Origin of the sequence: Azorhizobium doebereinerae UFLA1-100, assembly GCF_000473085.1 — a bacterium.
Classification (GTDB): domain Bacteria; phylum Pseudomonadota; class Alphaproteobacteria; order Rhizobiales; family Xanthobacteraceae; genus Azorhizobium; species Azorhizobium doebereinerae.
Map to the genome: position 1 here is coordinate 61,649 of NZ_AXBA01000020.1, position 24,988 is coordinate 86,636.

At 66.1% G+C, this 24,988-nt stretch carries 27 protein-coding genes and 1 tRNA gene; 9 read left to right on the top strand and 19 right to left on the bottom strand.

Annotation, left to right across the window (positions count from 1 at the left end; all coding sequences use genetic code 11):
* Positions 1-24 precede the first annotated feature (24 nt).
* Entirely contained in the window at positions 25-951 is a 927-nt protein-coding gene (locus YU1_RS0114880) for a LysR family transcriptional regulator (RefSeq protein ID WP_029004750.1), read from the bottom strand.
* 121 nt (positions 952-1,072) lie between these two features.
* Here YU1_RS0114880 and YU1_RS0114885 point away from each other — a divergent pair, with 121 nt between their 5' ends.
* Both YU1_RS0114885 and YU1_RS0114890 read left to right on the top strand, forming a co-directional pair.
* Positions 1,073-2,296, top strand: a complete 1,224-nt coding sequence (locus YU1_RS0114885; protein ID WP_029004751.1) for a urate hydroxylase PuuD — start codon at positions 1,073-1,075, stop codon at positions 2,294-2,296.
* 68 nt (positions 2,297-2,364) lie between these two features.
* Positions 2,365-3,594 carry an ArgE/DapE family deacylase gene (locus YU1_RS0114890; RefSeq protein ID WP_029004752.1) on the top strand — a complete coding sequence of 410 codons (1,230 nt, stop codon included), beginning with the start codon at positions 2,365-2,367 and terminating at the stop codon, positions 3,592-3,594.
* Positions 3,595-3,671: 77 nt separating this feature from the next.
* On the opposite strand, the gene YU1_RS0114895 is transcribed toward YU1_RS0114890, so the two are convergent.
* From YU1_RS0114895 to def, 4 genes are all read right to left on the bottom strand, one after another.
* Positions 3,672-5,741: a methyl-accepting chemotaxis protein gene (locus YU1_RS0114895; RefSeq protein WP_198018937.1), complete on the bottom strand. Its 2,070-nt coding sequence runs from the start codon at positions 5,739-5,741 to the stop codon at positions 3,672-3,674.
* A 310-nt stretch (positions 5,742-6,051) separates the two neighbouring features.
* The gene (gene truA / locus YU1_RS0114900; RefSeq protein ID WP_029004754.1) at positions 6,052-6,792 is read right to left on the bottom strand and encodes a tRNA pseudouridine(38-40) synthase TruA; all 741 of its coding nucleotides are present in this window, start codon (positions 6,790-6,792) and stop codon (positions 6,052-6,054) included.
* A gap of 30 nt (positions 6,793-6,822) precedes the next feature.
* Positions 6,823-7,746, bottom strand: coding sequence for a methionyl-tRNA formyltransferase (fmt, locus tag YU1_RS0114905; protein ID WP_029004755.1), 924 nt, complete (start codon positions 7,744-7,746; stop codon positions 6,823-6,825).
* 41 nt (positions 7,747-7,787) lie between these two features.
* Positions 7,788-8,306: a peptide deformylase gene (def, locus tag YU1_RS0114910; RefSeq protein ID WP_029004756.1), complete on the bottom strand. Its 519-nt coding sequence runs from the start codon at positions 8,304-8,306 to the stop codon at positions 7,788-7,790.
* An 82-nt stretch (positions 8,307-8,388) separates the two neighbouring features.
* On the opposite strand from def, the gene YU1_RS29615 reads away from it, so the two are divergent.
* The 5 genes from YU1_RS29615 to YU1_RS0114935 all read left to right on the top strand — a co-directional run bounded on the left by YU1_RS29615 (position 8,389) and on the right by YU1_RS0114935 (position 12,975).
* Positions 8,389-9,591, top strand: coding sequence for a DNA recombination protein RmuC (locus YU1_RS29615; RefSeq protein ID WP_051356892.1), 1,203 nt, complete (start codon positions 8,389-8,391; stop codon positions 9,589-9,591).
* A 141-nt stretch (positions 9,592-9,732) separates the two neighbouring features.
* The gene (mutM, locus tag YU1_RS0114920) at positions 9,733-10,614 is read left to right on the top strand and encodes a bifunctional DNA-formamidopyrimidine glycosylase/DNA-(apurinic or apyrimidinic site) lyase (protein WP_029004757.1); all 882 of its coding nucleotides are present in this window, start codon (positions 9,733-9,735) and stop codon (positions 10,612-10,614) included.
* A 134-nt stretch (positions 10,615-10,748) separates the two neighbouring features.
* Entirely contained in the window at positions 10,749-11,780 is a 1,032-nt protein-coding gene (locus tag YU1_RS29620) for a lysophospholipid acyltransferase family protein (RefSeq protein WP_051356893.1), read from the top strand.
* Between the two features lie 156 nt (positions 11,781-11,936).
* Positions 11,937-12,707 (top strand): enoyl-CoA hydratase, encoded by a 771-nt coding sequence (locus tag YU1_RS0114930; RefSeq protein ID WP_029004758.1) that lies wholly within the window; start codon positions 11,937-11,939, stop codon positions 12,705-12,707.
* Positions 12,708-12,888: 181 nt separating this feature from the next.
* A tRNA-Leu gene (locus YU1_RS0114935) sits at positions 12,889-12,975 on the top strand.
* An 8-nt stretch (positions 12,976-12,983) separates the two neighbouring features.
* Here YU1_RS0114935 and YU1_RS0114940 read toward each other — a convergent pair.
* From YU1_RS0114940 to YU1_RS29630, 7 genes are all read right to left on the bottom strand, one after another.
* Positions 12,984-14,081 carry a tyrosine-type recombinase/integrase gene (locus YU1_RS0114940; RefSeq protein WP_029004759.1) on the bottom strand — a complete coding sequence of 366 codons (1,098 nt, stop codon included), beginning with the start codon at positions 14,079-14,081 and terminating at the stop codon, positions 12,984-12,986.
* A gap of 8 nt (positions 14,082-14,089) precedes the next feature.
* The gene (locus tag YU1_RS34755) at positions 14,090-14,218 is read right to left on the bottom strand and encodes a hypothetical protein (RefSeq protein WP_280790718.1); all 129 of its coding nucleotides are present in this window, start codon (positions 14,216-14,218) and stop codon (positions 14,090-14,092) included.
* A 77-nt stretch (positions 14,219-14,295) separates the two neighbouring features.
* Positions 14,296-14,484: a helix-turn-helix domain-containing protein gene (locus YU1_RS0114950; RefSeq protein WP_035715463.1), complete on the bottom strand. Its 189-nt coding sequence runs from the start codon at positions 14,482-14,484 to the stop codon at positions 14,296-14,298.
* On the bottom strand, positions 14,474-15,055 hold the full coding sequence (locus tag YU1_RS0114955) for a hypothetical protein (RefSeq protein WP_029004761.1): 582 nt from the start codon (positions 15,053-15,055) through the stop codon (positions 14,474-14,476). The genes YU1_RS0114950 and YU1_RS0114955 overlap by 11 nt, the downstream gene beginning before the upstream one ends.
* A 103-nt stretch (positions 15,056-15,158) precedes the next feature.
* The gene (locus tag YU1_RS0114960) at positions 15,159-15,650 is read right to left on the bottom strand and encodes a hypothetical protein (RefSeq protein WP_029004762.1); all 492 of its coding nucleotides are present in this window, start codon (positions 15,648-15,650) and stop codon (positions 15,159-15,161) included.
* Positions 15,650-16,012, bottom strand: coding sequence for a hypothetical protein (locus YU1_RS29625; protein WP_035715465.1), 363 nt, complete (start codon positions 16,010-16,012; stop codon positions 15,650-15,652). Before YU1_RS29625 ends, YU1_RS0114960 begins: the two co-directional genes overlap by 1 nt.
* Positions 16,009-16,203, bottom strand: a complete 195-nt coding sequence (locus YU1_RS29630; protein WP_035715467.1) for a hypothetical protein — start codon at positions 16,201-16,203, stop codon at positions 16,009-16,011. The genes YU1_RS29625 and YU1_RS29630 overlap by 4 nt, the downstream gene beginning before the upstream one ends.
* Positions 16,204-16,340: 137 nt before the next feature.
* Between YU1_RS29630 and YU1_RS32710 the strand changes: the two genes are divergently transcribed.
* Together YU1_RS32710 and YU1_RS33485 are read left to right on the top strand one after the other, a co-directional pair.
* Positions 16,341-16,541, top strand: coding sequence for a helix-turn-helix domain-containing protein (locus YU1_RS32710; protein WP_245263340.1), 201 nt, complete (start codon positions 16,341-16,343; stop codon positions 16,539-16,541).
* A 1-nt stretch (position 16,542) separates the two neighbouring features.
* Positions 16,543-16,851, top strand: a complete 309-nt coding sequence (locus YU1_RS33485) for a VpaChn25_0724 family phage protein (RefSeq protein WP_156922156.1) — start codon at positions 16,543-16,545, stop codon at positions 16,849-16,851.
* Positions 16,852-16,921: 70 nt separating this feature from the next.
* Here the strand turns inward: YU1_RS33485 and YU1_RS32715 are convergent, their stop codons facing one another.
* The 7 genes from YU1_RS32715 to YU1_RS0115015 all read right to left on the bottom strand — a co-directional run bounded on the left by YU1_RS32715 (position 16,922) and on the right by YU1_RS0115015 (position 24,984).
* Entirely contained in the window at positions 16,922-19,444 is a 2,523-nt protein-coding gene (locus YU1_RS32715) for a S8 family peptidase (protein WP_245263341.1), read from the bottom strand.
* Positions 19,350-20,423 (bottom strand): AAA family ATPase, encoded by a 1,074-nt coding sequence (locus YU1_RS32720; RefSeq protein WP_084539890.1) that lies wholly within the window; start codon positions 20,421-20,423, stop codon positions 19,350-19,352. Before YU1_RS32720 ends, YU1_RS32715 begins: the two co-directional genes overlap by 95 nt.
* A gap of 160 nt (positions 20,424-20,583) precedes the next feature.
* A complete protein-coding gene (locus YU1_RS0114995; protein WP_029004766.1) occupies positions 20,584-22,194 on the bottom strand; it encodes a terminase large subunit in 1,611 nt (536 codons plus the stop codon).
* A complete protein-coding gene (locus tag YU1_RS0115000; protein WP_245263342.1) occupies positions 22,148-22,549 on the bottom strand; it encodes a phage terminase small subunit P27 family in 402 nt (133 codons plus the stop codon). The genes YU1_RS0114995 and YU1_RS0115000 overlap by 47 nt, the downstream gene beginning before the upstream one ends.
* Positions 22,550-22,575: 26 nt before the next feature.
* Positions 22,576-22,959, bottom strand: coding sequence for an HNH endonuclease signature motif containing protein (locus YU1_RS0115005; protein WP_029004768.1), 384 nt, complete (start codon positions 22,957-22,959; stop codon positions 22,576-22,578).
* Between the two features lie 4 nt (positions 22,960-22,963).
* Positions 22,964-23,584, bottom strand: coding sequence for a hypothetical protein (locus tag YU1_RS0115010; protein WP_029004769.1), 621 nt, complete (start codon positions 23,582-23,584; stop codon positions 22,964-22,966).
* A gap of 233 nt (positions 23,585-23,817) precedes the next feature.
* Positions 23,818-24,984, bottom strand: coding sequence for a phage major capsid protein (locus YU1_RS0115015; RefSeq protein WP_029004770.1), 1,167 nt, complete (start codon positions 24,982-24,984; stop codon positions 23,818-23,820).
* Between the last annotated feature and the right edge of the window lie 4 nt (positions 24,985-24,988).

The window sequence follows — 24,988 nt, forward strand, 5'->3', positions numbered from 1 at the left end:
CAGGTCCCGAGACCAGCCGTGGGCTCAGCCCCGCGGCTGTTCGCCGAGCTTGGCCAGTTCGGCGGCCACGTGGCGCCGGCCGTCCTCCACCAGCATGTCGGCGAAGGTCTTCACCTTCAGCGGCACCAATTGGCGGGCGGGGTAGAGCACGGCGAGCGTCATGGGGCGGGGCGCATGGCGCTCCAGCACCGGCACGAGGCGGCCGTCCGCGAGGGCATCGGCCACCTCGAAGCGCGGCTTGACCACGATGCCCCGGCCCTCCACCGCCCACAGGGTGAGGATGTCGCTGTCGTCCGCCTCCAGATGGCCGGAGACGGGAACGGCAAGGTCCTTGCCTTTGTCGGTGAGCATCCAGCGGAATTCCCGCAGGGTGGCGAAGCGCAGGAGCAGGCATTGGTGGCGCAGCAAATCGGCGGGCTTCTCCGGGATGCCGTGCCGCTCCAGATAGGCCGGGGCGGCGCACAGGATGCGGTCCACCTCCGCCACCTTGCGCATGATGGTGCTGGAATCCTCCAGCGTGGCGAGGCGCAGGGCGACGTCGATGGATTCGGCGATGAGGTCGGGGGTGTGCTCGGACAGGCGCAGCCGGACGTCGATCTGCGGATAGGCGTCCTGGTAGCGCGCCGCCATGGGGGCGAGCAGCCGCCGGCCGAGGTGCAGCGGCGCCGTCACCCGGAGCGCCCCGCGCGGCAGGGCGCCCAGCTCGGAGATGTTCATCTCCGCCGCCTCGATCAGCCGCAGCGCCTCGGTCACCGTCTCGTAATAGACCCGGCCCTGCTCGGTCAGGCTCATGCGCCGGGTGGTGCGGTTGAACAGCCGGCAGCCGAGGTGCTTCTCCAGCACCTGGATGCGGTGGCTGACCACGTTGGGGGAGACCCGCAGCCGCCGCGCCGCCTCCGAGAAGCTGTCGCTTTCCACCGCCTGGGTGAAAGCCCGCATATTGTCGAGCACGCCGTCGATCCCCCGGATTGCCGGGATCCTATCCAGGCGCGTTTCCCCGGCCAATGCCACACGGTGTTGCAAATGGGAAATTGCGCGTCGAACCGCCGTTTCCGGCGTCACTGAGGGCACAATGGAACCCATCCTGCACGAATTCGGCAGCCTCCTGCTGCGCTGGGCCCATATCGTCGCCGGCATGGCCTGGATCGGCGCATCCTTCTATTTCATGCATCTGGACGCCGCCCTGCGGCCGACGCCGGACCTGCCGGCGGGCAAGGGGGGCGAGGCCTGGGAGGTCCATGGCGGGGGCTTCTACCAGGTGCGCAAGTACTTGGTAGCGCCGGCTTTTTTGCCCGACCACCTGATGTGGCACAAATGGGAATCCTACACCACCTGGATCACCGGCGCTTTGCTGCTGGTGTGGACCTATTATTACCAGGCGACGCTCTATCTTATTGATCCCTCTGTGCTTTCCCTGACCCCGCTGACCGCCTTCCTGATCGGCGCCGGTGGCATCGCCTTCGGCTGGATCTTCTACGACCTCGTCTGCCGCTCCCCGCTGGGCCGGAGCGACCTCAAGGTGGGCCTCGTGGTGTTCGTGTTCGTGGTCGCCATGGCCTTGTTTTTCCAGAAGGTTTTCTCGCCGCGCGGGGCGTTCATCCATATCGGCGCGCTGATGGCCACCATCATGACCGCCAATGTCTTCCTCATCATCATCCCCAACCAGCGCAAGGTGGTGGCGGCGCTGAAGGCGGGCGAGGCGCCGGACCCGAAGTATGGCAAGATCGGCAAGCTGCGCTCCTCGCACAACAATTACTTCACCCTGCCCGTCATCTTCCTGATGATGTCGAACCATTATCCCATCACCTATTCCACCCCCTATGCCTTCGTCATCGTCGCGCTTGCGCTGATTGGCGGGGCGATCATCCGCGTGTTCTACAATAAGCGCCATGCGGGCCAGGGAAATTGGTGGTGGTGCTGGGGCGTTGCTTTCGCCTGCCTCGTGCTGGCGGTGGCGTTGTGCCTGACCACCACCCCCGCCGGCCGCACCGCGCTGGGCCTGCCGGCGCTGGTCGGCACCGCCGAGGCCGCCCCCGCCCCGGCCGCCGCCGTGCCGGGCGAGGTGCAGGACGTGGTGATGGGCCGCTGCTCCATGTGCCATGCGGCGGAGCCGGTCTATGAGGGCATCGCCACTGCCCCGCGCGGCATCCTGCTCGACACGCCGGAGGCGATGGAACGCAACAAGCCCTTGATTCTCATGCAGGCCGCGCTCACCCACGCCATGCCGCCGGGCAATGTCACCGAGATCACCCCCGCGGAGCGGGCGGCGCTCAAGGCCTGGGCCACGGCCCGCTGATCGGCCCGGCTTGACCTTCATGCGCCCGCGCGCCTATCCCCCACCGTCCACAGAGAAAGAGACGATCCATGACCAGCCCTGATCCCGCCCGCCTGCGCGCGCTCCTGGCCGAGCGCGCCGAGGCGCAGCAGGGCTTCCTCGCCGAACTGGTGAAGGTGCCCTCGAACAATCCCCCCGGCGACTGCGCCGCCCATGCCGCGCGCACCGCCGACCTGCTGGAAGGCCTCGGCTTCACGGTTGAGCGCCATGTGGTGCCGGCGCCGCTGGTGAAGGCGGCGGGTATGGTGTCGGTGACCAACCTTATCGTCCGCCACCGCTTCGGCGACGGCCCGGTGATCGCGCTGAACGCCCATGGCGACGTGGTGCCCCCCGGCGAGGGCTGGAGCCAGGACCCCTATGGCGCCGCCGTGGTGGACGGGGTGATGTACGGCCGCGGCGTCGCGGTCTCCAAATCCGATTTCGCCACCTATGCCTTCGCCCTCGACGCCCTGAAGCGCTCCGGCCTGCCGCTCAAGGGCACGGTGGAACTGCATTTCACCTATGACGAGGAAATCGGCGGCGAGGTCGGCCCCGGCTGGATCCTGTCCGAGAAGATCACCCGGCCGGACGCGGTGATCTCCGCCGGCTTCTCCTATGCGGTGGTGGTGGCCCACAATGGCTGCCTGCACCTGGAGGTGGAGGTGAAGGGCAAGTCCGCCCACGCCGCTTTGCCCCATACCGGCGTCGATGCGCTCGCCGCCACGGCCAAGGTGCTGGACGCCATCTATGCCTATCGCGAGGCGCTGAAGGCGACCGTCTCGCCCACCAAGGGCATCGGCTCGCCGCAGATCACGGTCGGCCTCATCTCCGGCGGCATCAACACCAACGTGGTGCCCGACCGGGTGACGCTGCGCCTCGATCGCCGCATCGTGCCGGAGGAGCAGCCGGAGGCGGTGGAGGCCGAGGTCAAGGCGCTGATCGAGAAGGCTGTCGCCTCCTATCCCGGCGCGTCGGTGGAGATCCGCCGTATCCTGCTGGCCCGCCCGCTGGTGGCCAATGAGGAGAGCCTGCGCATCGCCGGCATCCTCGCCCGCAACGCCGCCGCCGTGGTGGGTGAGGACGTCTCCACCAATGGCGTGCCGCTCTATACGGACGCGCGGCTCTATGCGGAGGCGGGCATTCCCGTGGTGCTCTACGGCGCCGGCCCGCGCACCATCGAGGAAGCCAACGGCCACCGCGCCGACGAGAAGCTGCGCCTCTCCGATCTGGCGCTCGCCACCGAGGTGGTGACGCTGACCCTGGCCGAACTTCTCGGCTGAGGCTGACCCCGCGCAAACAAAACGCCCCGGATCGGTCGATCCGGGGCGTTTCGCGTTTCAGGTCAAGGAGATGGCGCTCAGGCGCGCTTCTTGGTCCACAGCGTTTCGAGCTGGGTGACGAACTCGTTGGTGACGCCCTGCAGCTTCACCGTCTGGCTCTTCAGCGTGTCGGCGGCCGAGCGGCTGCTGCGGGCGGCGTCCAGCGTCGCCTCTGCCTCGGTGAACACCGTGTCGAGCCGGGTGCGGGCGACGTCCGCATGCTCGGAAGTGCGCTGGGCGTGCTCGGCGACGATGGTGGTGGACGAACTCTGTTCCTCCACGCTGGCGGAAATGCCGGTGACGTGGCCCTTGATGGCCTCCACCTGGTCGGAGATCTGGCGGATGAAGTCCGCCGCGCCGTTCGCCGCCTGCTCGATGGCGCCGATCTGGGCGCCGATCTGCTGGGTGGCGTTTGCGGTCTGCTGGGCCAGCGACTTCACCTCGGTGGCCACCACGGTGAAGCCCCGGCCCGCCTCGCCGGCGCGCGCGGCCTCGATGGTGGCGTTGAGCGCCAGAAGGTTGGTCTGCTCGGCGATCTGCTGGATGATGCGGGTGATGTCGCTGATGCGCGACGCCGAGACGGCCAGTTCCCCGATCACGGTGTCGGTGGCGCGGGCGCGGTCCACCGCGTCCAGGGTCAGGCGCACGGACTCGTCCACCCGCACCGCGATCTCGCGGATGGAGGCGGCGAACTGGGTGGAGGTGGAGGCCACCTCCGAAATGCCGCCGCTGGTGGCTTCCACCGCCGTGCGGGCATCCCTGGCGCTTTCCTTGGTGGAATCGGAGATCTGCAGCAGGCTCTCGGAATGCTTGCCCACCCGGTCCACGTCGCGGATGACGTCGGTGACGATGGAGGACACGCTCTCCTTGAAGGCGGCGGAGAGATTCTCCGAGAGCGTCTGGCGCTCCTCCTCCTCGCGCCGGGTGCGCTCGGCATTCTCCAGTTCCAGCGCCTTGACGGCGATGAGGTTGGCCTTGAACACCTCCAGCGCGCGGGCCAGCAGGCCGATCTCGCTCTTCTCGTCGCGGCTCGGAATGTCCACGTCGGTGGAGCCGGCGGCCACCTGCTGCACCACCACCGCCAGCTTGTGCAGCGGCCGGGCGATGGACAGGGCCACCAGCAGCGCCACCAGGCTGCCGACCACCAGGGCGCCGATGGAGACGGAGAGAATGGCGGTCTTGGTCCAGGTGCCGAGCGCCAGCGCGGCATCCACCGTGGTGCGCTGGAGCGCGCCCTGCTGGTCGCTGACCTCGCGCACCAGGCCGGCCAGCTCGGTGCGGGCCACGTCCACGCTCTCGCGACGGATCTGGGCGCGGGCGAGCAGGGCGGGGATGAGGTTCTTCAGGCCGGCGACATAGGCCGTCGCGGTCTTGCCGGCCGCCTCATAGGCTTCCCGGTCGGCCGGGTCGGAGGAGGCCTTGGCGAGTTCGTCGAACTGGCCGGCGACCGCCGCCCAGTCCTTCTGCACGGTCTCGGCGGTCTTGCCCAACTGCTGGAGATCGGTGGCGGCAAGGCCGGAGCCGGTGTCGGTGACGAAGCGGGTGAGGGTCAGCCGGTTGGCGTTGACCTTGGCCTGGATGCCCGCCACCAGCGCGGCCCCGTCGGCGTCGAAGATCAGCTTCTTGCGCTCGATGAGATTCTCGAACGCCTTGTCCACGGCCGGGTCGAGGCCGCCCAGGGCCTTCAGGCTTTCCAGCGCGGCGCGGGTCTTGGCGGTGGCCTCGCGCATGCCGGTGGCGTAGCGGCCGTAGATGCGCCCGGCAGCCTCCTGGCCGCTCGCGGCGATGATCTGCGTGCCGTCCTGAAGGGCGGCGTCCAGCGCGTCGGTCCTGCCCTCCAGCATGGCGGTGTCGACGGCGGGCCAGATCTGGGTGAGGCGGCGTTCCAGATTGGCGGCCCCGGTGGCGCGGTCGATGGCCTGGCGGATCTCCGCCAGATCGCTGCTCAGATGCGACAGCGTCATGAAAGCGTAGATGCCGACGGCGAGGATGAGCAGGATCAGGAAGCCGAACCCGGCCGATATGCGCGCCACCACCGACATGTTGCGCAACAGCCGGAGGCCCTGGCCGGACGTCTGGGTTGTACCCGGCTGCGATGCTGTCGCCATGGCCATGCAATCTCCCACCAAAAATTCACAACGGCCCGCTGACCACTATTTGGCCAATCCTAGAAATTGAGCAGAGATACTGTCCAATTATGATAGTTGATGAGGTTTGATAATCAGGATTTATTGAAGGTATAAAGGTAGGTTAAATACATATCGCAGATTGCGATGTCGATTGTAGAACGCGCGCCAGGATTGTTTTTGGCCGACTCGTTTCTCGGCTGCCGTGCGCTCGCGGCCACAGGTGCGGCGGAACTGGTCTCGCGCCGCGCGCGCTTCACCCGGCCGCCTCGCCCTCGAAACGGGCGCCCCGCTACGGATAGCTGACTGCGGCGAGATAGAGCCCGCAGGCCGGCGCCATCGGCCCGCAGCGGCGGCGGTCGCGCGCGGCGAGGGCGTCCGCCAGCGCGTCCGCGCTCCAGCGGCCTTCGCCCACCCGGATCAACGAGCCCACCATGGAGCGCACCTGATGGTGCAGGAAGGAGCGGGCGGACGTCTCGATGCGGATCTCGTCGCCGTGGCGGGCCACGTCGAGCTGGTCCAGCGTCTTCTCGGGCGAGGCGGCCTGGCACTCGGCGGCGCGGAAGGTGGTGAAGTCGTGCTTGCCCAGCAGGCGCTGGGCCGCCGCGTGCATGGCCGCGGCATCGAGCTTCTGCGGGATGCGCCACGCCCGGTCCCGCTCCAGCGCCAGGTCCGGGCGGCGGTTGACGATGCGATAGAGATAATGCCGCTTCACCGCCGAGAAGCGGGCGTCGAAGTCATCCGCCACCTTCTCCACCGCCACCACCGCCACCGGGTGGGGGCGCAGATGCGCGGTCATGGCGTCGCGCACCTGGTCCGGCCGCCAGTCGCGGGTGAGCTGGATGTGCGCGACCTGGCCCGTGGCGTGGACGCCGGCGTCCGTGCGCCCGGCACCCGCCACATGCGCCGCCTCGCCGGAGAAGCCCTGCACCGCAGCCGCGAGCACGCCCTGCACGGTGGGCAGGTCCGCCTGGATCTGCCAGCCGGCGAACGGCGTGCCGTCATATTCGATGGTGAGCTTGTAGCGGGGCATGGGGGAGCAGTGGCAGGACGGCGCGGGCCGTCAAGCCAGCCGTGTGCCCGTGGGGACGTCGTTGCCGTTCAGGAAGGTGGCCGCGCCCATGGGCTGCTTGCCGGCCTTCTGCAATTCCACGAGGCGCACCGCGCCGGAGCCGCAGGCGATGGTGAGCGTGTCGTCCAGCGCCTCGCCCGGCGCGCCCGCGCCCTCGGTGCGGGTCGCGCGCAGCACCTTCACCCGCGTGCCCTCGTCCCCCAGCGGGAACCACGCGCCGGGGAAGGGCGAGAGGCCGCGGATGGTGTTGTGCACCGTCTCCGCCGGCTGCGACCAGTCGATGCGCGCCTCGCTCTTGTCGATCTTGGCGGCATAGACGACGCCGTCTTCCGGCTGCGGCGTGAAGTCGAGGCCGCCGCGCTCCAGCGCCGCCAGCGCCCGGCCCATGAGGTCGGCGCCGATCAGGCTGAGGCGGTCGTGCAGCTCGCCGGCGGTCATGTCCGGGCCGATGGCGACGCGCTCCAGGAGGCCGACCGGTCCGGTATCGAGCCCGGCCTCCATCTTCATCACCGCGATGCCGGTCTCCGCGTCGCCCGCCATGATGGCGCGCTGGATGGGGGCGGCGCCGCGCCAGCGCGGCAGCAGCGAGGCGTGGAGATTGAGGCAGCCGAGCTCCGGCGCCTCCAGGATCGCGGGGGGCAGGATCAGGCCATAGGCCACCACCACCGCCACCTGCGCCTCCAGGGCACGGAACTGCGCGGCCGCCTCCTCGCCCTTCAGCGACCTCGGCGTGAACACCGGAATACCGAAGCGCTCGGCTACCTGATGGACCGGGGAAGGGACGAGATCGAGCCCGCGGCGGCCGGAGGCTGCGGGCGCGCGGGTGTAGACCGCGACGACCTCATGCCCCCGTCCGACGATCTCGCTCAAGGTGGGCACGGAGAAATCCGGCGTGCCCATGAAGACGATGCGCATGGCGCGAACCTGGTCTCAAGAAGGACGGGGCGAGGCGGGCCTCAGCCTTCCGCCTCCCGGCGCGCGGCCTTGGTGAATTTCTTGATGACCCGCTCGCGCTTCAGGCGGGAGAGATGATCGATGAACAGGACACCGTTCAGATGGTCGATCTCGTGCTGCACGCAGGTGGCGAGCAAACCGTCGGCTTCCATCTCCTGCGCGGCGCCCTTCAGATCCTGGTAGCGGATCTTCACCTGCGCCGGGCGCTCCACTTCCTCGTAATATTCGGGAATGGACAGGCAGCCCTCGTTATAAACAGAGAGCTCCTCGGAGGCGGAGACGATCTCCGGATTGATCAACACCAAAGGCGACTTCGGCGCATCCTCGCGCGCGACGTCGATGGTGATGAGGCGCTTCTTCACCCCCACCTGGATCGCCGCCAGCCCGATGCCGGGCGCGTCATACATGGTTTCCAGCATGTCCGCAGCCAGCCGCTCGACCTCCTTGTCGATCTTGGTGACCGGCTCGGAGATCTGCCGCAGCTGCGGCTCGGGGATGATGAGGATCGAACGGATAGCCATGACCGCCAGATAGGCGATGGTAACGGCGGGGTCAACATGTTCGCCATTTGTTCGGTTGGCGGAATCGCGCTACAAGGGCCAAATGACGGATATGCTCTTCATGCTCGGCAGCCATGCCGTGACCGTGGGCGAAGCCCTGGCCGCGGCGCTGACCGCGCTCGTGGTCTGCCTGCTCCTGGCCCTGTGGCGCAATGCCGGCGCCCGCGCCGAGGATGCATCCGCCCTGGCGGCGGAGCAGGCCGCGCGGGCGGAGGCCCTGGAAGGGCGGCTGCGCGATCTCGCGCGCTTCCAGTCGGAGACAGCCGGCCGGGTCCAGGCCATGACCGAGGTGATCTCGCAGCGCCAGAGCGAACTGGCCCGCGCGGTGTCGGAGCGGCTGGATTCCACCTCGTACCGCCTCGGCGAGAGCTTCAGCACGGCGGCCCGCGCCACCCATGAGAGCCTGACCACCCTGGCCGAGCGCCTGGTGATGGTGGAGAAGGCGGAGAAGAGCCTGACCGATCTGTCCTCGCAGGTGATCTCCCTGCGCGAGACGCTGTCCAACAAGCAGGCGCGCGGCGCCTTCGGGCAGGCGCGCATGGAGGCGATCGTCGCCGACGGCCTGCCGAAGGGCAGCTTCGCCTTCCAGTACACGCTGTCCAACGGCAAGCGGCCGGATTGCGCCATCTTCCTGCCCGGCGATCCCCGCCCGCTGCTGGTGGACGCGAAATTCCCGCTGGAAGCCATCACCGCCTTCCGCGAGGCCTCCACGCCGGAAACCCGCAAGGCCGCCGCCGCGCGCCTGACGCAGGACATCCTGAAGCATGTGAAGGACGTGGCCGAGCGCTATCTGGTGCCCGGCGAGACGCAGGACATCGCCATCATCTTCGTGCCGTCCGAATCCGTGCACGCGGACCTGCACGAGCATTTCGACGAGGTGATCCAGCGCGCCTTCCGCGAGCGGGTGGTGCTGGTGTCGCCCTCGCTGCTCATGCTGGCCATCCAGGTGGTGCAGGCCATCGCCAAGGACGCGCGGATGCGCGAGCAGGCGGACGCCATCCGCCGCGAGGTGGGCCTGCTGGTGCAGGACGTGACGCGCCTGCGCGAGCGGGTGGGCGACCTGTCGAAGCATTTCGGCCAGGTGGGGGACGACGTCTCCAAGGTGATGATCTCCGCCGACAAGATCGCCAAGCGCGGCATCCGGCTGGAGCAATTGGAATTCGAGGCCCCGCCCGCCGAGGCCGCCGGCACGCCCGGCGCGGCGGGCCGGAGCCTCGGCCTCAGCCTGTCCGGCGCGGCCGAATAGGCCCCGGCCCCCGGGGCGTTCCCGGCCTTGATCCTTGCTTTGGCGCTTGCGCTCCTCTGCCGCACCGATAGCTTGATCGGTGAGACATGATTCATGCCGCTGCCGGTGCGCACGCGCCGGGGCGGGAGGTACGAAGAGAAAATGCCTGAACTCCCAGAGGTGGAGACCGTCCGCCGGGGACTCTTGCCGGTGTTGCAAGGTGCGGTGATCGAAAGCGCGGAGGCGCGCCGGCCGGATTTGCGCTGGCCGTTGCCCGAGGCCTTCGCCGAGCGGCTGGCCGGCCGCCGGGTGGAAGCGGTGGGCCGCCGGGCCAAATACCTCCTGGCGGATCTCGACGGCGGCGAGGTGCTGATCGTGCATCTCGGCATGTCCGGCTCCATCCGCATCGAGGGCGGCAAGGCGAAGGGGCGGCCGGGCGCCTTCCATCATCCGCGCGCGGAACCCGGCGCGCATGACCATGTGGTGTTCCACCTCGCCGGCGGCACCACCGTCACCTTCAACGATCCGCGCCGGTTCGGCGCCATGCTGCTGGTGCCCTACGACCAGCTCGACAGTCATCCCCTGCTGCGCAGCCTCGGCCCGGAGCCGTTGGGCAACACCTTCCATGCCGACTATCTGGCGCGGGCGCTGGCCGGGCGGCGCACCAGCCTCAAGGCGGCGCTGCTGGACCAGAAGGTGGTGGCCGGGCTCGGCAACATCTATGTGTGCGAGGCCCTGCACCGGGCGCATCTATCGCCCCGGCGGCTGGCGGGCACGCTGGCCACGGAGGCCGGCGGCCCCAACGCCCGCACCGAGCGCCTGGTGGTGGCCATCCGCGAGGTGCTGCGCGAGGCCATCCTGGCAGGCGGCTCCAGCCTGCGCGACCACCGGCAGGTGAATGGCGAGCTGGGCTATTTCCAGCACGCCTTCAAGGTCTATGACCGGGAGGGCGAGAAGTGCCCCACCCTGCACTGCAAGGGGCATGTGCAGCGCATCGTGCAGGGCGGGCGGTCCACCTTCTTCTGCCCCACCTGCCAGCGCTAGGCCCCGGCCGCAACGGGTCCCGGTCTCCGTGGCCCGCCGGCGCCGGTCATGATCGGGCAATGGTTTTGCGGCAGCTTGCGCGCGGATGCGGTGGCCCGTTGCGGGCGCAGCGGTTGGAAGGGGACGGGCGGCGGATGCAGGCGGGCGAAGAGGATGCGGCGGGCGAGGTCGGGCCGGCCGGCGCGGATGCGGCGCGCCCGCGCAAGACCCGCAAGCCTTATGTCTGGAACCCGCCCGCGGTGCCGGGCTGGGCGGATTTCCGCGCCGGCGGCACGCGGCGCAGCGCCTTCCTCGCCTATTGGCGCGGGGCGGGGCTGAAGGACCTGACCGATTTCGCCTTGCACGCCGCCTTCCGCCTGCTGCCCATCGATGTCTGCTCGGCCATCGGCGGCGCCATGGGCCGCCTGGTCGGGCCGCGCTTCCACAAGGCGGCGGCGGAGCGCGCCAGGGCCAACCTGCGGCGCATCGACCCCACCCTGACGGAAGCCGAGATCGAGCGGCGGGTGGTGAGCCATTTCGACAATGCCGGCCGGGTGATGGCGGAATTCTCCATCCTGCACCGGCTGGTGAAGGCCGGCCGGATCACGGTGGAGAATGCCGCGCCGCCGCTGAAGCGGAGCAAGGAAGGCCCGCTGATCTTCGTTGCCTGCCACACCGGCAATTGGGAGGCGACGGGCGCCCTGATGCATTCCGCCGGGCTCGACTGGTCGGCCATCTACACGCCGCCGCGCGGCCGGGCCCAGCAGGTGATCGCCGACCGGGTGCGCAACCAGTTCGGCGTGAACCTCCTGCCGCCGGGCAAGGCCGGCATCCGCCCCACCATCCGCACCCTGGAGGAGGGCGGCGCGGTCTCCATGTTCTGCGACGAGGTGCACCACGGCACGGTGATGGCGCCCTTCTTCGGCCGCCCGGCCCATGTGGACGGCAATTTCGCCATCGCCCTGCGCTTCGCGCGCATGACCGGAGCACAGATCTTCATCGGCCATTGCGTGCGCCTGAATGGCGCGCGCTTCCACGTCACCTGCTCGGACGCGGTGGTGCTGCCCTCGCACACCGACCCGGACGCCCCGCTGCTGGAGGACGTCAAGGCCCTCAATGCCCTGCTGGAGCCGATCATCCGCGCCAATTGCGGCCAGTGGTATTTCCTCGACAACGCGTTCGAATAGCGCGGCCGTCGGCGCAAAGACGGATTTCCTCCGCCGTCGTCCGGCTCTACAGGAGAGGGGCGCCCGGCGTCATGCCCGGCGCGGGATCGATCCGAAGGGCCGAAGCGATCGACCGCCGCTGCAATCACCCGGCCCATATGGCTCACGGAGGCGCGCATGGCTTATGAGACGATCCTGGTGGAGACGCAGGGGAAGGTGGGCCTGATCCGGCTCAACCGGCCGCAGGCGCTCAACGCGCTGAACCACCAGATCATCAACGAGCTCAACGCCGCGCTCGATGCCTTCGAGGCCGACCGCAGCATCGGCTGCCTGGTCCTGACCGGCTCGGAGAAGGCCTTCGCCGCCGGCGCGGACATCAAGGAAATGAAGGACTTCACCTATCCGGACAGCTATCTGGACGACTTCATCACCTCTTGGGAGCGCCTGTCGCGGGTGCGGAAGCCGGTGATCGCGGCGGTGGCGGGCTTCGCGCTGGGCGGGGGCTGCGAGCTGGCCATGATGTGCGACTTCATCCTGGCCGCCGACACCGCCAAGTTCGGCCAGCCGGAGATCAAGCTCGGCGTCATTCCCGGCGCCGGCGGCACCCAGCGCCTCACCCGTTTCGTGGGCAAGTCCAAGGCCATGGAGATGTGCCTGACCGGCCGCTTCATGGATGCGGCGGAGGCCGAGCGGGTCGGCCTGGTCTCGCGGGTCATCCCCGCCGCCGACCTGCTGGCCGAGGCGCTGAAGGTGGCGGCGGCGATCGCCGATCTGTCCCTGCCGGTGACCATGATCGCCAAGGAAAGCGTCAACCGGGCCTATGAGACCACCCTGGCCGAGGGGGTGCGGTTCGAGCGCCGGGTGTTCCAGTCGCTGTTCGGCCTCGCCGACCAGAAGGAGGGCATGGCGGCCTTCATCGAGAAGCGCAAGCCGAGCTTCGGCGGCTGACCGTCCGGCGGCCCCTTCTCCTTGCGCCGCAGGGCCTGGAGCGGGGGGCGGCCGCTGCCGGCGGCGGCCGGGTTACCCACAGCCCACATCTTTCCGACGGGCGCGTGACAGTGGGCGTTGACAAGGCGGGACGGTGCCCCTTAGAAGGGCCTTCTCCGAAACGACCTCGCGGTCGCACGGGGCCCAGGTGGCGGAATTGGTAGACGCGCTGGCTTCAGGTGCCAGTGGCTTAACGGTCGTGGAGGTTCGAGTCCTCTCCTGGGCACCACACATTTTCTAATCTCCTGACATCATTTCGTTTTTTGGGCTGACGCCCGTACTGGAGGCACCGGTGCGGGCGTTTTTAGTTTTGCGGGGCTTCGCGAGCATGAGGTGCGCCGCCTCTCTAGCAAGGCGCTTCTGGCTGGCGGCCTTGGTGTAGTGCACGGCCATCTTGCCGGTGCTCCAGCCGAAGATGGCCATAAGCTCCCGCTCACTGGCACCATTCTCCGCCGCGCGGGTTGCCCCTGCTTTCCTCAGGCCGTGCGCAGAGCCGGGCACCTTCGCTTTTTCGCAAACCTTCCGAAACCAGTTGCCGAACGACTCCTTCACGAAGGGCCTTCCACGCTCGGTCACGAGGAAGGTTTCCTCGCCGACCTTGCTCGCCGCGATGGAGGCGGCGAGCGGGGCGAGGATGGGGAGGACAATGACGCCGCCGGTCTTCTCGGTGCGGATGGTGAGCACGCCATCGTCCACGTGCGCGGGTCCGAGCTTGACCGCATCGCCGCGGCGCAGCCCGGTGAAGAGGAGAATGTCCAACGCCAGCCGTTCGCGCGTGCCGAGCGGCCAGCGCGTTTCGAAGCGGCGCACCTCGTCTTCCGTCCAGGTGTGGAAGCCGACATTCTCATTGGCGCCTTTGAGCAGTTTCACGCCCGTGGTGGGGTTCGAACTCACTAGGTGGGCTTCATCCAAAGCCCAGCCGAAAAAGTGGCGCATGGCCTTGAGGAAATTGTTCGCCGAGTGCGGCGTCTTTTGACGGCGCTCCCGCCCGTTCAGGATGGTCCGCTGCGTGATCTTCGCGAGCGGCTCATCTCCGGCCGTCTTCAGAATCTGAAGGATGATGTTCTCGCGCGAACGCCGCGTGGCGGCCGAAAGCGCACCCCATGCCGAGCCTGCCCGATAGCGATCCATCGCCCATCGCAGCGTGCCCTTCTTCGCAGCTGCCGTGGGCATAGCGGCGCCTTCAAGGGCGGCGCGATACTGCGCCCAGAATTCTTCGCTGTCGTAGTCGGCAGTCAGGCGGATACGCGGGCCATGGCCGCGCCGCACATACCAGGTGGTGACACCATGGCGGGTGCGCTCTTTGTGCAGGAAAGGGGGGCGAGGGCGGGGCATGGTTCGGGTCACAGAATGATGTCGTCGCCGGCGTCGGCATCGACCGGCGGGGAGGCCTTGTGCCTGTCGGCGTCGCGGTCCAATGGCTTAATGGTGATTGCGCCCCCCTCCAGGCACACGACCACCTCGCCGAGCACGCCGGCGTTCTTGCAGGCGCGCAAGGCTCGCGCGACATCTGCTTGAGTGACGCTGGCTGGCCGGCGGGGCATCTGGGTCAGGCCTTCTTCACGAGTTTGGCGAGATCAGCGCGGTCGATTTGCAGGGGGCTGGTGCGCCCGCCACAGCCGCCCTTCTGGACGGGGAGCATGCCCTTCGCGACCATCCGGCTCACGGTGCGGGTGGAGACGTTCAGTTCGTGGGCGATCTGCTTTGAGGTCTTGAGGGTGCGGACATCAGGCTTCATCGGCCGCCCCCTTGGCGTCGGTGCCCCATTCGGCGCCCTCGTCATCCTCGTGGCCCAGATCGAACGCGAACTGGTGGATCAGCGCGCCGCCGATCACGGCCTGGTCCAGGATTCCCGTGGTTCCGAAGGCCTTGACGCCGCCTTCTCCCACCTCAAGAATCTTCGGGATGTCGGCTTCGCGGAAGAAGCGCCGCGTCGGGTGGGCGCCGTCGTATTCGATCTCCGCAATCAGGTTCGTATGGCACAGCCGGACGCAGTTCACCGCCCCCGCGAGGTCTACGTCGCCGAGGAGGGTGGCGAGCGCTTCGCCGAAGGTATCGCCCGCCGGGCCGATTTCCCGCAACGGCGCAAAGTCCAGCACCGCGCGGGCGGCTTCGCTGGCGCGGCTGGCGCCGGCGACCCCGATCAAGATCGTGGAGGCCTGTTCCGCGTCGATATCGGGCGCGTGACGCCCACGGCCGCCGGTGGGCAGCATGCGCATCTTCCGCAATTCGCGGAAGCGGAGGTCGAGATCGGAGGCGGTGCGACCGGAGAGGGTCTGCAAGAGCATTTCGAAGTGCCGGGCGTGCATTTTCCAAATCCGATAATTGTGAAAGCTGCGATAATTAGAATGTCGCCGCGCATGGGCGTCAATTCCATATTTGCGTCATTCACAATTCACTTCGGACACGTGCTCACGCTCCCATCTCCGCCCGCGCCGCAGCGAGCCGGTCATCCACGGTGCGCCAGGGGTCGGTGTAGGCGCCGAACAGGTAGTCCACCCCGTGGGCAGCGCTCCATGCTGGCGCGCCCTCTGAAGCCAGCCCGATCAGGACGTGATTGACCGAGGCCAGGAGGCGCATCAGAGCGCGGCATGTCCCGGCGTCGGAGCCCTCCGACGTTGCCCACATGCCAATGGCCGAATAGGCAGCGGCGCATTGGATGGCTGCGGCTGCGGCGCTCTTCGCCTGGACGGTGGAGAGGCCGTCCCGTGTCAGGGCGATGCGGTCGGATGTCTGCGTGATCTCCCGGTCAAGGTAGATCTGCGTCATGGGGTCGGTGGTGCGGCGGGTCTCAAGCTGCTGCTGCTCGGAGAAGAGCCGGCCGATCTCGCGACCGAGGAAGAGAATGATGTCGTCCGCGCTCGCCGGCGAGGCGGGCGCCGGTGCGTCCGTGCTGGTGGCCATCACGCGGCCTCCCCATCGAAATAGGCGAGCGCGGCGGCGATCACGATGGGAGCCGCGTCCAGATGGGTGTGCTCCAGTTCTTCACAGAGGAAGCGCAGGGCCTCCACGGCGCCGGTGCGGGTGGTGGCGGCGGGGGCGTGGGATAGGGCCGCGTAGGGCGGGCCATAGGTCAGGGTTATGGCCGCGTCGTTGGGGTGGCGCAGGGCGTTGTAGGCGTCATTGCCGGCACGACAGGCGCGGATCAGATCCAGCAGCGGATCGGGGATGGCCGGAGATCCGGCGGCAAGGCCTGCGAGCGGCAGGGTGCCGAGGAAGGCGACGGCGGCGGCGCCCGTCAGGAGGTGGCGGCGAGGCGCGTTCATGCGGGCTGGTCCCCTTCGCAATCTTCGCACTCCAGATCTGCGCTCTCTTCGAGATCCGGATCGCCGTTTATTTCATCCAAGAGGGCGAGCAGGGTCTCCACGGCGGCTTCCATGCGGGCGCGTAGGCGTTGCGTGTCCACCATCACGAACTCGGGGACATAACTTCCCCGTTCACCAAAATGCGTGCGCATCGGCGGCCTCTTGTGGTAATCATGTTTGACGTTACGCGCCATGCTCAATGTGGGTGCCTGTGTCAACACTATGCGCAACGTTGGGCATGATGACGATTAATTCAGCGCAGTGCCGAGCTGGCCGGGCTTTGGTCGAGATGGACCAGGCCGTTCTTGCGGCCGCAGCAGGTGTCTCACGAAATGTGATCGTCGATTTTGAGAAAGGTCGACGCACGCCGACGAAGAACAATCTCGCAGCAATCCGTGCCGCGCTTGAAGCGGCCGGCGTGGAATTCATTCCAGAGAATGGCGGCGGGGCCGGCGTCCGGCTAAGGCAGAAAAGCAATGACAGAGAATGAGATGTCGCTATTCGAACAGCTTCGCGAAGAGCACCAGGCTTTAGCTTTGCTCTCGGTTCTGCACCGCAGCGGCTACGCCGGAGCCGCCAATAGTCGAATTCTCGCAGATTATCTTGAAGCGATTGGGCTTGGAGCCTTGCCCGAGGTGGTGACCGCCCGCTTGGAAAGGCTGGAGAGGCAAGGCTTGGTGAAGCTGTCACTTGCAGAAGACATTCGAGTGGTCACGCTTACGCAGCGCGGTGAAGAAGTAGCGACAGGCAAGCGTGAAGCGGAAGGAGTCCGTCGCCCAGGGCGAGACAACCCATATTGATAAATGAAACCAAGGTGTTTCAGTGGATGTTTGCCGTGAAACACCTCAGGTGATGCACGTGCCGACGCGCTCACGCTGGAGCACGAATTCCGAGCGCAAGCCGTTGCCGAATTTCCTCATAAATCTGTAATACCCCAGGCATCGCTAAAGTTACAGCCAAGCCAAACGGTACGGCTTCATCTATTCCTTGCCCCTGGTCTGGATCGCGCTGGACTGTGAGCGAAATAGAGCTGCCAGCTGCAACTACAGGTGCCCGGTCTCCGGTCCACCTGCGCATAAAGACCGTACCCCTGTTAGTCTGATTTCCGTCCGGCTGGTTACCGTCAGCGCTGACTCTGAGTGTGCTCAAACCTGCGGGTTCAAGCAATTTCAAGCGAACGGAGCGATAGCTTCTGCGTCCCGGGGCTGTAGGGGTGAACCAAGCGAGCGTCGCTGACAGGAAATGAGGGCGCGATTGACCAGTTATTGCGACCGGTAACGGCACATTCACTACTGAAATTTTGTCGCTATGGAGCAAGCCCGTCGCCCAAAAGGTCGCCCTATCGGACGCGCAACCAACCGCATCATCCGGCTCAATAATTCCGAACCCCAGAAATCGCCTAATGTTGTCTTTCTGTCGAACATGATGTTTGCCATCGGGCGGCCCAATGACTTGGCGGATCAGTTGCGCGGCCTCATCGGGCCACTTCGCGGTATGCGCAAGAAGTGCCTTTATCAAAACCGCGCGCTGTACATGAGTTAAGCTCGCAAAAACGTTGCCATACGCAAACTCGAGAGCGTCATGGATACGATGGGCTGTCCGCGACGCCAGTGCCGTCGCGGCGCTAGTCCCATTTGTGTAGCCATCCAGATTTTCGCGTCCGTCGCGAGGCGGGGCCGCAACGCGCAGGCCCGCGGCCCGCATGGGGCGAGCAGGCGCTACCTCAATGTGCCTGTGATTGCGAACGAAACGTAAATATTCACGCGCACCCGGCAGTAAAATATCAGGTTTTACGGATAGGGCGAAGCCGGGACCGAGAGCGCTCGAGGGATTGGACATTCGACGGTCACCATATGGGTCCACGTTAACACGGGCAGTGGCACGATCCGAAGTAGTAACCGCGTCGCCATTCCAGGCGCCGATAGTTAAGCCGTTAACCGTCTCCGCGGGTGAAAACAACTTCCGATCCGCAATGACGGCTCCTAAAGCTCTAAGCGTCTCTTCCGCTCTCCTCTCCGGTCTGGCATCTTCATACAGGCTATTATTGGCGAACGCGGGTATAGCGAAAGGGTCGAGGCAATTACCAGCGCTTACCAAAAACAGAATTCCATATTGATAAGCTAAGCGATCTAATAAGCGTGCCCAAGCTGAGAGGTGGCCATGAAATGGGCGCCTCGCGTTTCCCAGTGATAAATTCACCAAGAGCACTCCTGGTGCCGTGGCGGTTGGTCCCTCGCGCATAGCCCTGACGGCAGCGTAAATCATGTCTACTATGAGCCGGTTGGCGGGAAACGTGTCGCCCACCCCAAGCACAGGCACCACATGAAGGCGTCGGGGCAACCCGGGCTCGGGGCGGTTCCTATCGCCATGAAGAATCAGCGAAGCCATCGCCGTTCCGTGAACGCGTCCGGCAACGGGCGCCGCGGGCTCCAGGCCAAATTGATCATCAATTATAAGATGTCGGGTGAGGAGCGCATGCCCGGCAACCGGAACCCCATCGAGTAACGCCAGGATCGGTGCGCCTAACGTGGTTGGAGCCTCGGGCGTTCCCCCGGGAGAGGCATCAACCACCTCCAAGCCATCAGCCACGCTTTGGGGGCTAATGCGTAAAACTGGCTCCAAAGCAGCCAACCCATCAGGAGTTCGTTCAATAATGAGTTGAACCGCAGATACGGGAAGTTCTACTAGAAGGGCATGATAGGAAATATCTTCAATTTGCGTGGCGGAGACAATCCGGCCGCCCTGCCGTTGCACAAACTTTCGAACTTCTTCTTCTTTTTCATTTCTCGATTTTCCATTTTGACGAAAAATCAACTCGACTTCGAGTCGAATCATGTGGTCCAGCGGGTGACCAAATATCTCATCTTCAAGGATGCTGGCCTCGAGAGGTTGGACACGATCCAATGGCCCCCATTGCCTCAGGTTTTTGAGTAGGCTGAATACTTCACTCCATGGAGTTTCTCCATGAATGAGAGTTCCATTCAGCCATCTTTTCCAAAGGCTCGCAAGTTGAGTTAAAGCCTTGCTATCTGGAACCATAAGATAGGCTATAGGAGACTTATCGCCATCGCTAGTCTCGAGTTCTTCCTCATCAACAAGCTCAAGGCCCGGCACTTTGCGGACTGCGGTGGCGAACTTGCTTACTGCTCCACGGACTTCGAAGACGAATAAGCGTTCCGGCGCTAAGCCGGAGGGATCTGATCGGAGTTCGAGCCCCGCTCCGTCTCTGCTCAGCACCTCTGCGAGGCGATTAAATTTCGCAGAAAACTGATCTACTTGTCGACCAACTGGAAACGGCTCAGGCTTCGGTATTATCCGTTGCCTTCCGACGGGTCGATCTTGAGCTGCTTGCGGGGTCAGCCGCAGGAGCGGCTTGTCTGGATCGCTCGCCATTTAACGCCTCCGGTCGCACGCGTGCCGACCAGAGACCCAACTCTCTTTCGAGTGCTTCATCGACCCCGATTTCCCCCAGTCCCAGGATCTGTCTTCGCCTTACATTTTGGCAAAAGTCAAGAACTTCAGCGTAGCTTACGACACCCAAAGATTTTGCGATTTTCTGCACGGGGGAAGTTGGCGCATAGGGCCAGCTCGAAATGATGCGATCGAGAAAAACCTCAATTTGCCTGACGTCTGGCTCTGGAAAAGAGAGGCGCACCTGAAATCTTCTCCAAACCGCCCGATCGAGAAGCTCCGCGTGGTTGCTCGCCGCAATTATTATGACGTAGCTAGGAAGCTGATCGAGCTGCATAAGTAAAAATGATACAACTCGCTTTATCTCGCCGGTTTCGTGGGTATCCCCTCGCTCTTTGCCGATTGCGTCAAATTCATCAAAGAATATGACGCAAGGTTGCGTGCGAATGTAGTCGAAAAGTTTTCGCAACCGAGCATTTGTTTCGCCCAGATAGCTACCGATCAGCGCATCGTAACGAACCACAAAAAACGGAAGGCCAAGAGCTTCGGCAATACCCTCTGCATAGGTGGTCTTTCCGTTTCCAGGGGGGCCAGAGAGCAGCACACGATGGCGTGGCTCAAAGCCGTGAGCTCGCAGAACGTCAGCTCGGATATGTTCTTCTATAAGTTGCCGACCACTCTCTCGTGCCGGCAACGTGAGCAGAAGGTCGTCCAGCCTAGCGTGAGGATCGAGTTCGATAATCGCCTCACGTCCGGTCGCCCCCCCGATTAGCGCCGAAGTGGTAAGCGGGGGCGGTGCGACCGGTACTGCGGACAAAGCACGCTGCAATCGGTCTGCGAGGATGTGATGGTTCTTTGCCCGCTCGTCAGCCGCCAAGGCCTCGGTAGTTGACCTTAGGCCATCCCGATCACCAGCGGCGGCGGCGCGCACGAGAGAAACCAATAGATCGCTTCGAGCCATCTCTATCCGCAAAATCGATTCGTGGGCACAGGCATCCTGCCTAATCCTAACTTAGTGGTCGTCAATTGTCCCCTCCGCAAACGCTCGCTGCCCGTGCCATCTGCTGAAAATGACGGCACCTTCTCTGGCTTTCGCGGGCTCGAGATATTTTCAGCGCAGCTTATAATACCATCATCTCCGGCGCCCATTCCTCGCTCTCATAGACCGAGCGTGCCTCGCCGGCGGCCGCGCGTGCGACAGCCATGGCGCAGGCTACGGCGCCGTCGATCCGGTCCCGGCTCTTGCCCTTGTGGAACATGGCGTTGCCGGCGGTGTCGGTCTGCACCGCCACGTTGTCGAAGTTCCAGCGCAGCACCGGATGCCCGCCATGGGTTAGCCGGCGGCCGATGATGGCCCGCTCCAGATCTTTGACGGCCGGGGCCATGGTCACCCAGCCTTGGCGCATCTCTACGGCCGGCAGCCCGTCCTCCAGCAGATTGTTGAGCATGTTGCGGGCGAGGTGCGGATCGAAGGCGATCTCGCGTACGTCGAAGCGGTCGCACAGGTCACGGATGGTCTGCTCCACATGGCGGAAGTCCACCACATTGCCCGGCGTGGGATCGATGAAGCCCCGTTCCGCCCACGTCACATAGGGCACGCCATCGCGCTCGGAGCGCAGGCGCAGATTGTCCTTCGGACAGAAGAACCAGGGGTGGACGATGTAGCCCTCTGCCCCGTCGCGCCACGCCGCCACCACGCAGGTGAGATCGCCGTTAGAGGACAGATCCACGCCAAGCCAGCACGGTTCGCCCTGAAGGGCCTCCAGATCCACCGGCGATGCGCCGGCATCATAGATGCCCATGTCCACGAACGGGTCGGCGCTGTGATCCAGCCATATGTTGAGGTTGAGTTGCCGGAAGGCTTCCCGGTCGCCCGGCCGCTGGCGCGCCTCACGGGCGAGCTGGCGCAGGCCCTCGATGTCGGGATAGCCGTGGGCAAGGCCAGGGTTGACCTGGTGCCAGATGGCCTCATCCGTCCAATCGCAATCCCTGTCCGCCTCGAACAGGATCGGTAACGTGGCCGGATCGTGGATCTCGCCGCGGGCGACCTTGCGGGCATAGTCCACGATGTCGTGGGCGATGTTCTCCTGTCCCCGGCCGGCGGTGGTGGCCACCACCAGAAGCGAGCCCTGCGACTTCACCAGACCGGACTTGAGCACGTCCCACAGGTCGCGCTTTTTCCAGGCGTGCAGTTCGTCCGCCAGCACGAAGGCTGGCGTGCGCCCGTGCTGCGTGCCGGCATCGCACGAGATCGCCTCATAGAAGGTGCGCCACTTCGCATTGGTGATGCGGTTGCGGTATTCCTGAAGCGTCATGCGGGCCTTGAGCGGCGGCGTCACATGGATGATGCCGATGGCTTCCTCAAAGCCGATCCGCGCCTGCTTCCGGTCGGACGCAGCCGAGATCACCTCGCCGCCCGGCACGCGCTCGGGGCCGAAGGTGTGCAGCAGGGCGAGGGACGCCGACAGCGAGGTTTTGCGGTTGCCGCGCGGCAGCAACAGCACGACGGTCTTCACCACGCGCGAGCCGTCCGGGTGGCGCGGTCCATAGATCCGCCGCACGATGCGTTCCTGCCAGGGATCAAGCTGGAATGCCCGTCCGGGCAACCGGCTCTTGGGATGGCGCAGCGCCCGCAAAAACTCCACCGCCCGTTGGCCGTGGCCGAACGGGTCGGAGATTTCGGTCTCAGTCGAGACGCAAGCCGCCGAAGAGGGGGCCAAGGCCTTGGCCATCATCCGATCCTTCCCTGATTGCCGGCCGGGCGCGGCTCGCCGGCGTCAACCCCAACTCGGCAGCGATCTGCCGCGCTTGCGTCATGCCATCGGAGCGGATGGCGACAGCCGGATGCCGCTTCGGCCCGCTGGTGCCGGTGAAGGTGAGCCCCTCCCGTGAGAGGATGCGGGCGGCTTCCGCCACCTGTCCGATGGCGGTGCAGTAATTGGCGAAGCTGGCCAGGTCCGCGACGGTCAGCGTGCGGCGCTCATTGAGCAGAATCGGCAGCACCCGCTCCCATTCCACCCGCGCATCGTCCGACAGCCAGGTGGGCGGATCGGGGATGTCGTCCGGCGGCGGCTCGTCGCTGGTCATGGTGGTGGCCTTGCGCCCGCGCATGGTCAGAACTCCCATTCCCTGCGGCCGGTGCTGTCGGCATTGCCGACGCCACGCCGCTCAAGCGATTGCTTCCACCGGTCATGACAGGGGCGGCACAGCGCCTGCCAGTTGGACCGCGACCAGAACAGGTGCTGATCGCCCTTATGCGGGGTCTTGTGATCCACCACGGCAGCCGGCGCCGAACAGCGCACGCACACCGGATAGGCCTTCAGATAGGCCGCGCGGGCGGTGTCCCACTTGCTGTCATAGCCTCGCTGGCGGGCGGAAGGACGTGCAGCCTCCGCACGGGCCTTGCGCTCTTTATCGCTCCGCATCTGGCAGGGGCAGCGGGTGCCGGCGGGGATGCGATGGCCGCAGCCGCAGATATGAGGGGGCGCATAGGGCATGGCGTCAGCCCATGCCGTGGGCGCGATAGGGCGACAGCAGACCCTCCACGTCCGGCGGCAGGGTGATGCCCTGTCCGATGCCGGCAAGGCCATAGGAGAGGTTGCCCACGCCGGTGACGTCCTCGCTGCGCAAGGTCGGGTCACGGTCGCGGCTGAACCAATAGCCTTTCACCAGGGCGATGGCGGCGCGCTCGATATCATGGGGCAAGGTGCGGCCCTCCTGATCGGGCAGGATGAAGCCGGCCCGGTAATCCACCACGAGCCGGCCGGCGGGCCAGGACAGGCGCCGGCGATTGGCAGCGAGGCGATAGACCGAACCGCAATCGAGATCCGCTTCCACCTCGGACAGATCGAGCGACACCGCGCCGATGGTGGCGGCATCGATGGCGACCAGGGGCCAGCGGGAGAGCAGCAGGCTCGGCAGGGGCTCCGGCGCGTGGAAGGTCTCGCGGATCGTCTCCAGGGCGAAGGTCCGCCCGCACCAGGTGCGTACCGCGTCGCTGGCCTGCGGGATGGCGCCAGCAAGGAAGGCCGTCACCGCCTCCCCGTCTATGCCCAGCTCGCGGCAGACGGCGGCGGCGGTCGTCAGGTGGTGGTTTGCGGCGGGGGTGACGATGGTCAGCATGGGATGGCTCCTCAATGATGATCAATGATGAAGGGGAGACGAGCCAAGCCCGCCTCCCCATGAGCCCTTCGCGGGCTTAGCCTCCCGCCGGTGCTCGCGGCCTCGCCCGCCTTGGCCCTACATGAACGGCTGTCGCCGGGGCGCCAGGGAGGCGGGCTTTTCGCTATTGGGCAGGCCGCTACATGCCCTCAATGACCGGCGCCCTCAGCCGGGTCTAAGGATGGGATGGCTTCTCAGCTCACCGCCATCTTGAGCTTGCGCAGCGCCTTGGGCTGCACCACGCCGGCGCCGACGCGCCGGGTGGCATGGATGCGGGTGATGCCGTTGGTCGCCAGCAGATACGGGTTCACGAGGATGGACAGCGCCACCCGATCCACGATCCGGTACGCGGTGCCGAAGTCACCGAACAGGATCGGCGTGGCATTGGCCGCCACGTCCGGCATGTCCACGGCCTCCACCACCGGGCGACCGAGGATGGTTTCCGGCTGGCCAGCCTGGAACGCCGGCTGCCACAGGTAATTGCCCTGCCCATCCTTCAGCTTGCGGATGGTGGCCAGCGTGGTGCCGTTGAGCAGCCAGGTGCCCCGGTTGCGGTAGGCGGCCGGCAGCGCATACATCAGCGAGATCAGCGCGTCGGTGGCGAGGTTCGTGGCGTGGCCGTTGAGCAGCGCCGTCACCGCCGGGTCGGTGAGCAGGCCCACGGGCTCCAGAACCCCATCGCCCTTCACGAAGGCCGCGCCCTCCTTCTGGCCGAAGTCTTCCGCCAGGGCGAGCCGCACTTCCGCTTCCGCCACGCCGGCACTGTCCGCCAGGAGCTGGTTGGAGATGTCCACGAAGGTGTTCACCTCGCGCACCGGGATCTCCAACTGCGCAAAGCCGGGCTCGGAGGCTTCGGCCGCCTGCAGCTCGCCCTTCCACTTGGCATTGGTGATGCCGGTGCGCTTGGGATAGGTCACCGCCGGCGAAGAGGTGGTGCGCACGCTGGCCAGGGCGCGGATGGGCGAGAACTCGGTGAGGTCGCGGACGAACTCGGTGGAGATCTCCACCGGCGCCAGATAGCCGCCCTGCGTATCGGTGGAGACGTTGAGCGCCTTCAGCTCGGTCTCCGGCATGCCCTTGTCGCCGCGCCGCAGATAGGTACCGAACGCCTTGCGCTCCTCGGTGACATCCGCCGGCCCGTCGCTGGTGCCGCCGGTCCCCGGCCGGTTGAGCCGGGCTTCCATCTTGTCCAGTCGGGACACCAGGGCCTCGGCAGAGCCAGCCTTGGCTTCCACCTTGTCGAGACGGCCGATCACCTCGCCCTTGAAGGTGTCGAGCGCCTTGGTGACGATGGCGGCGGGATCGTCTTCCTCGCCCTTGCGTTCGATGACGCCCTGCGGCGCCGGGATGCAATGGAACATGGGT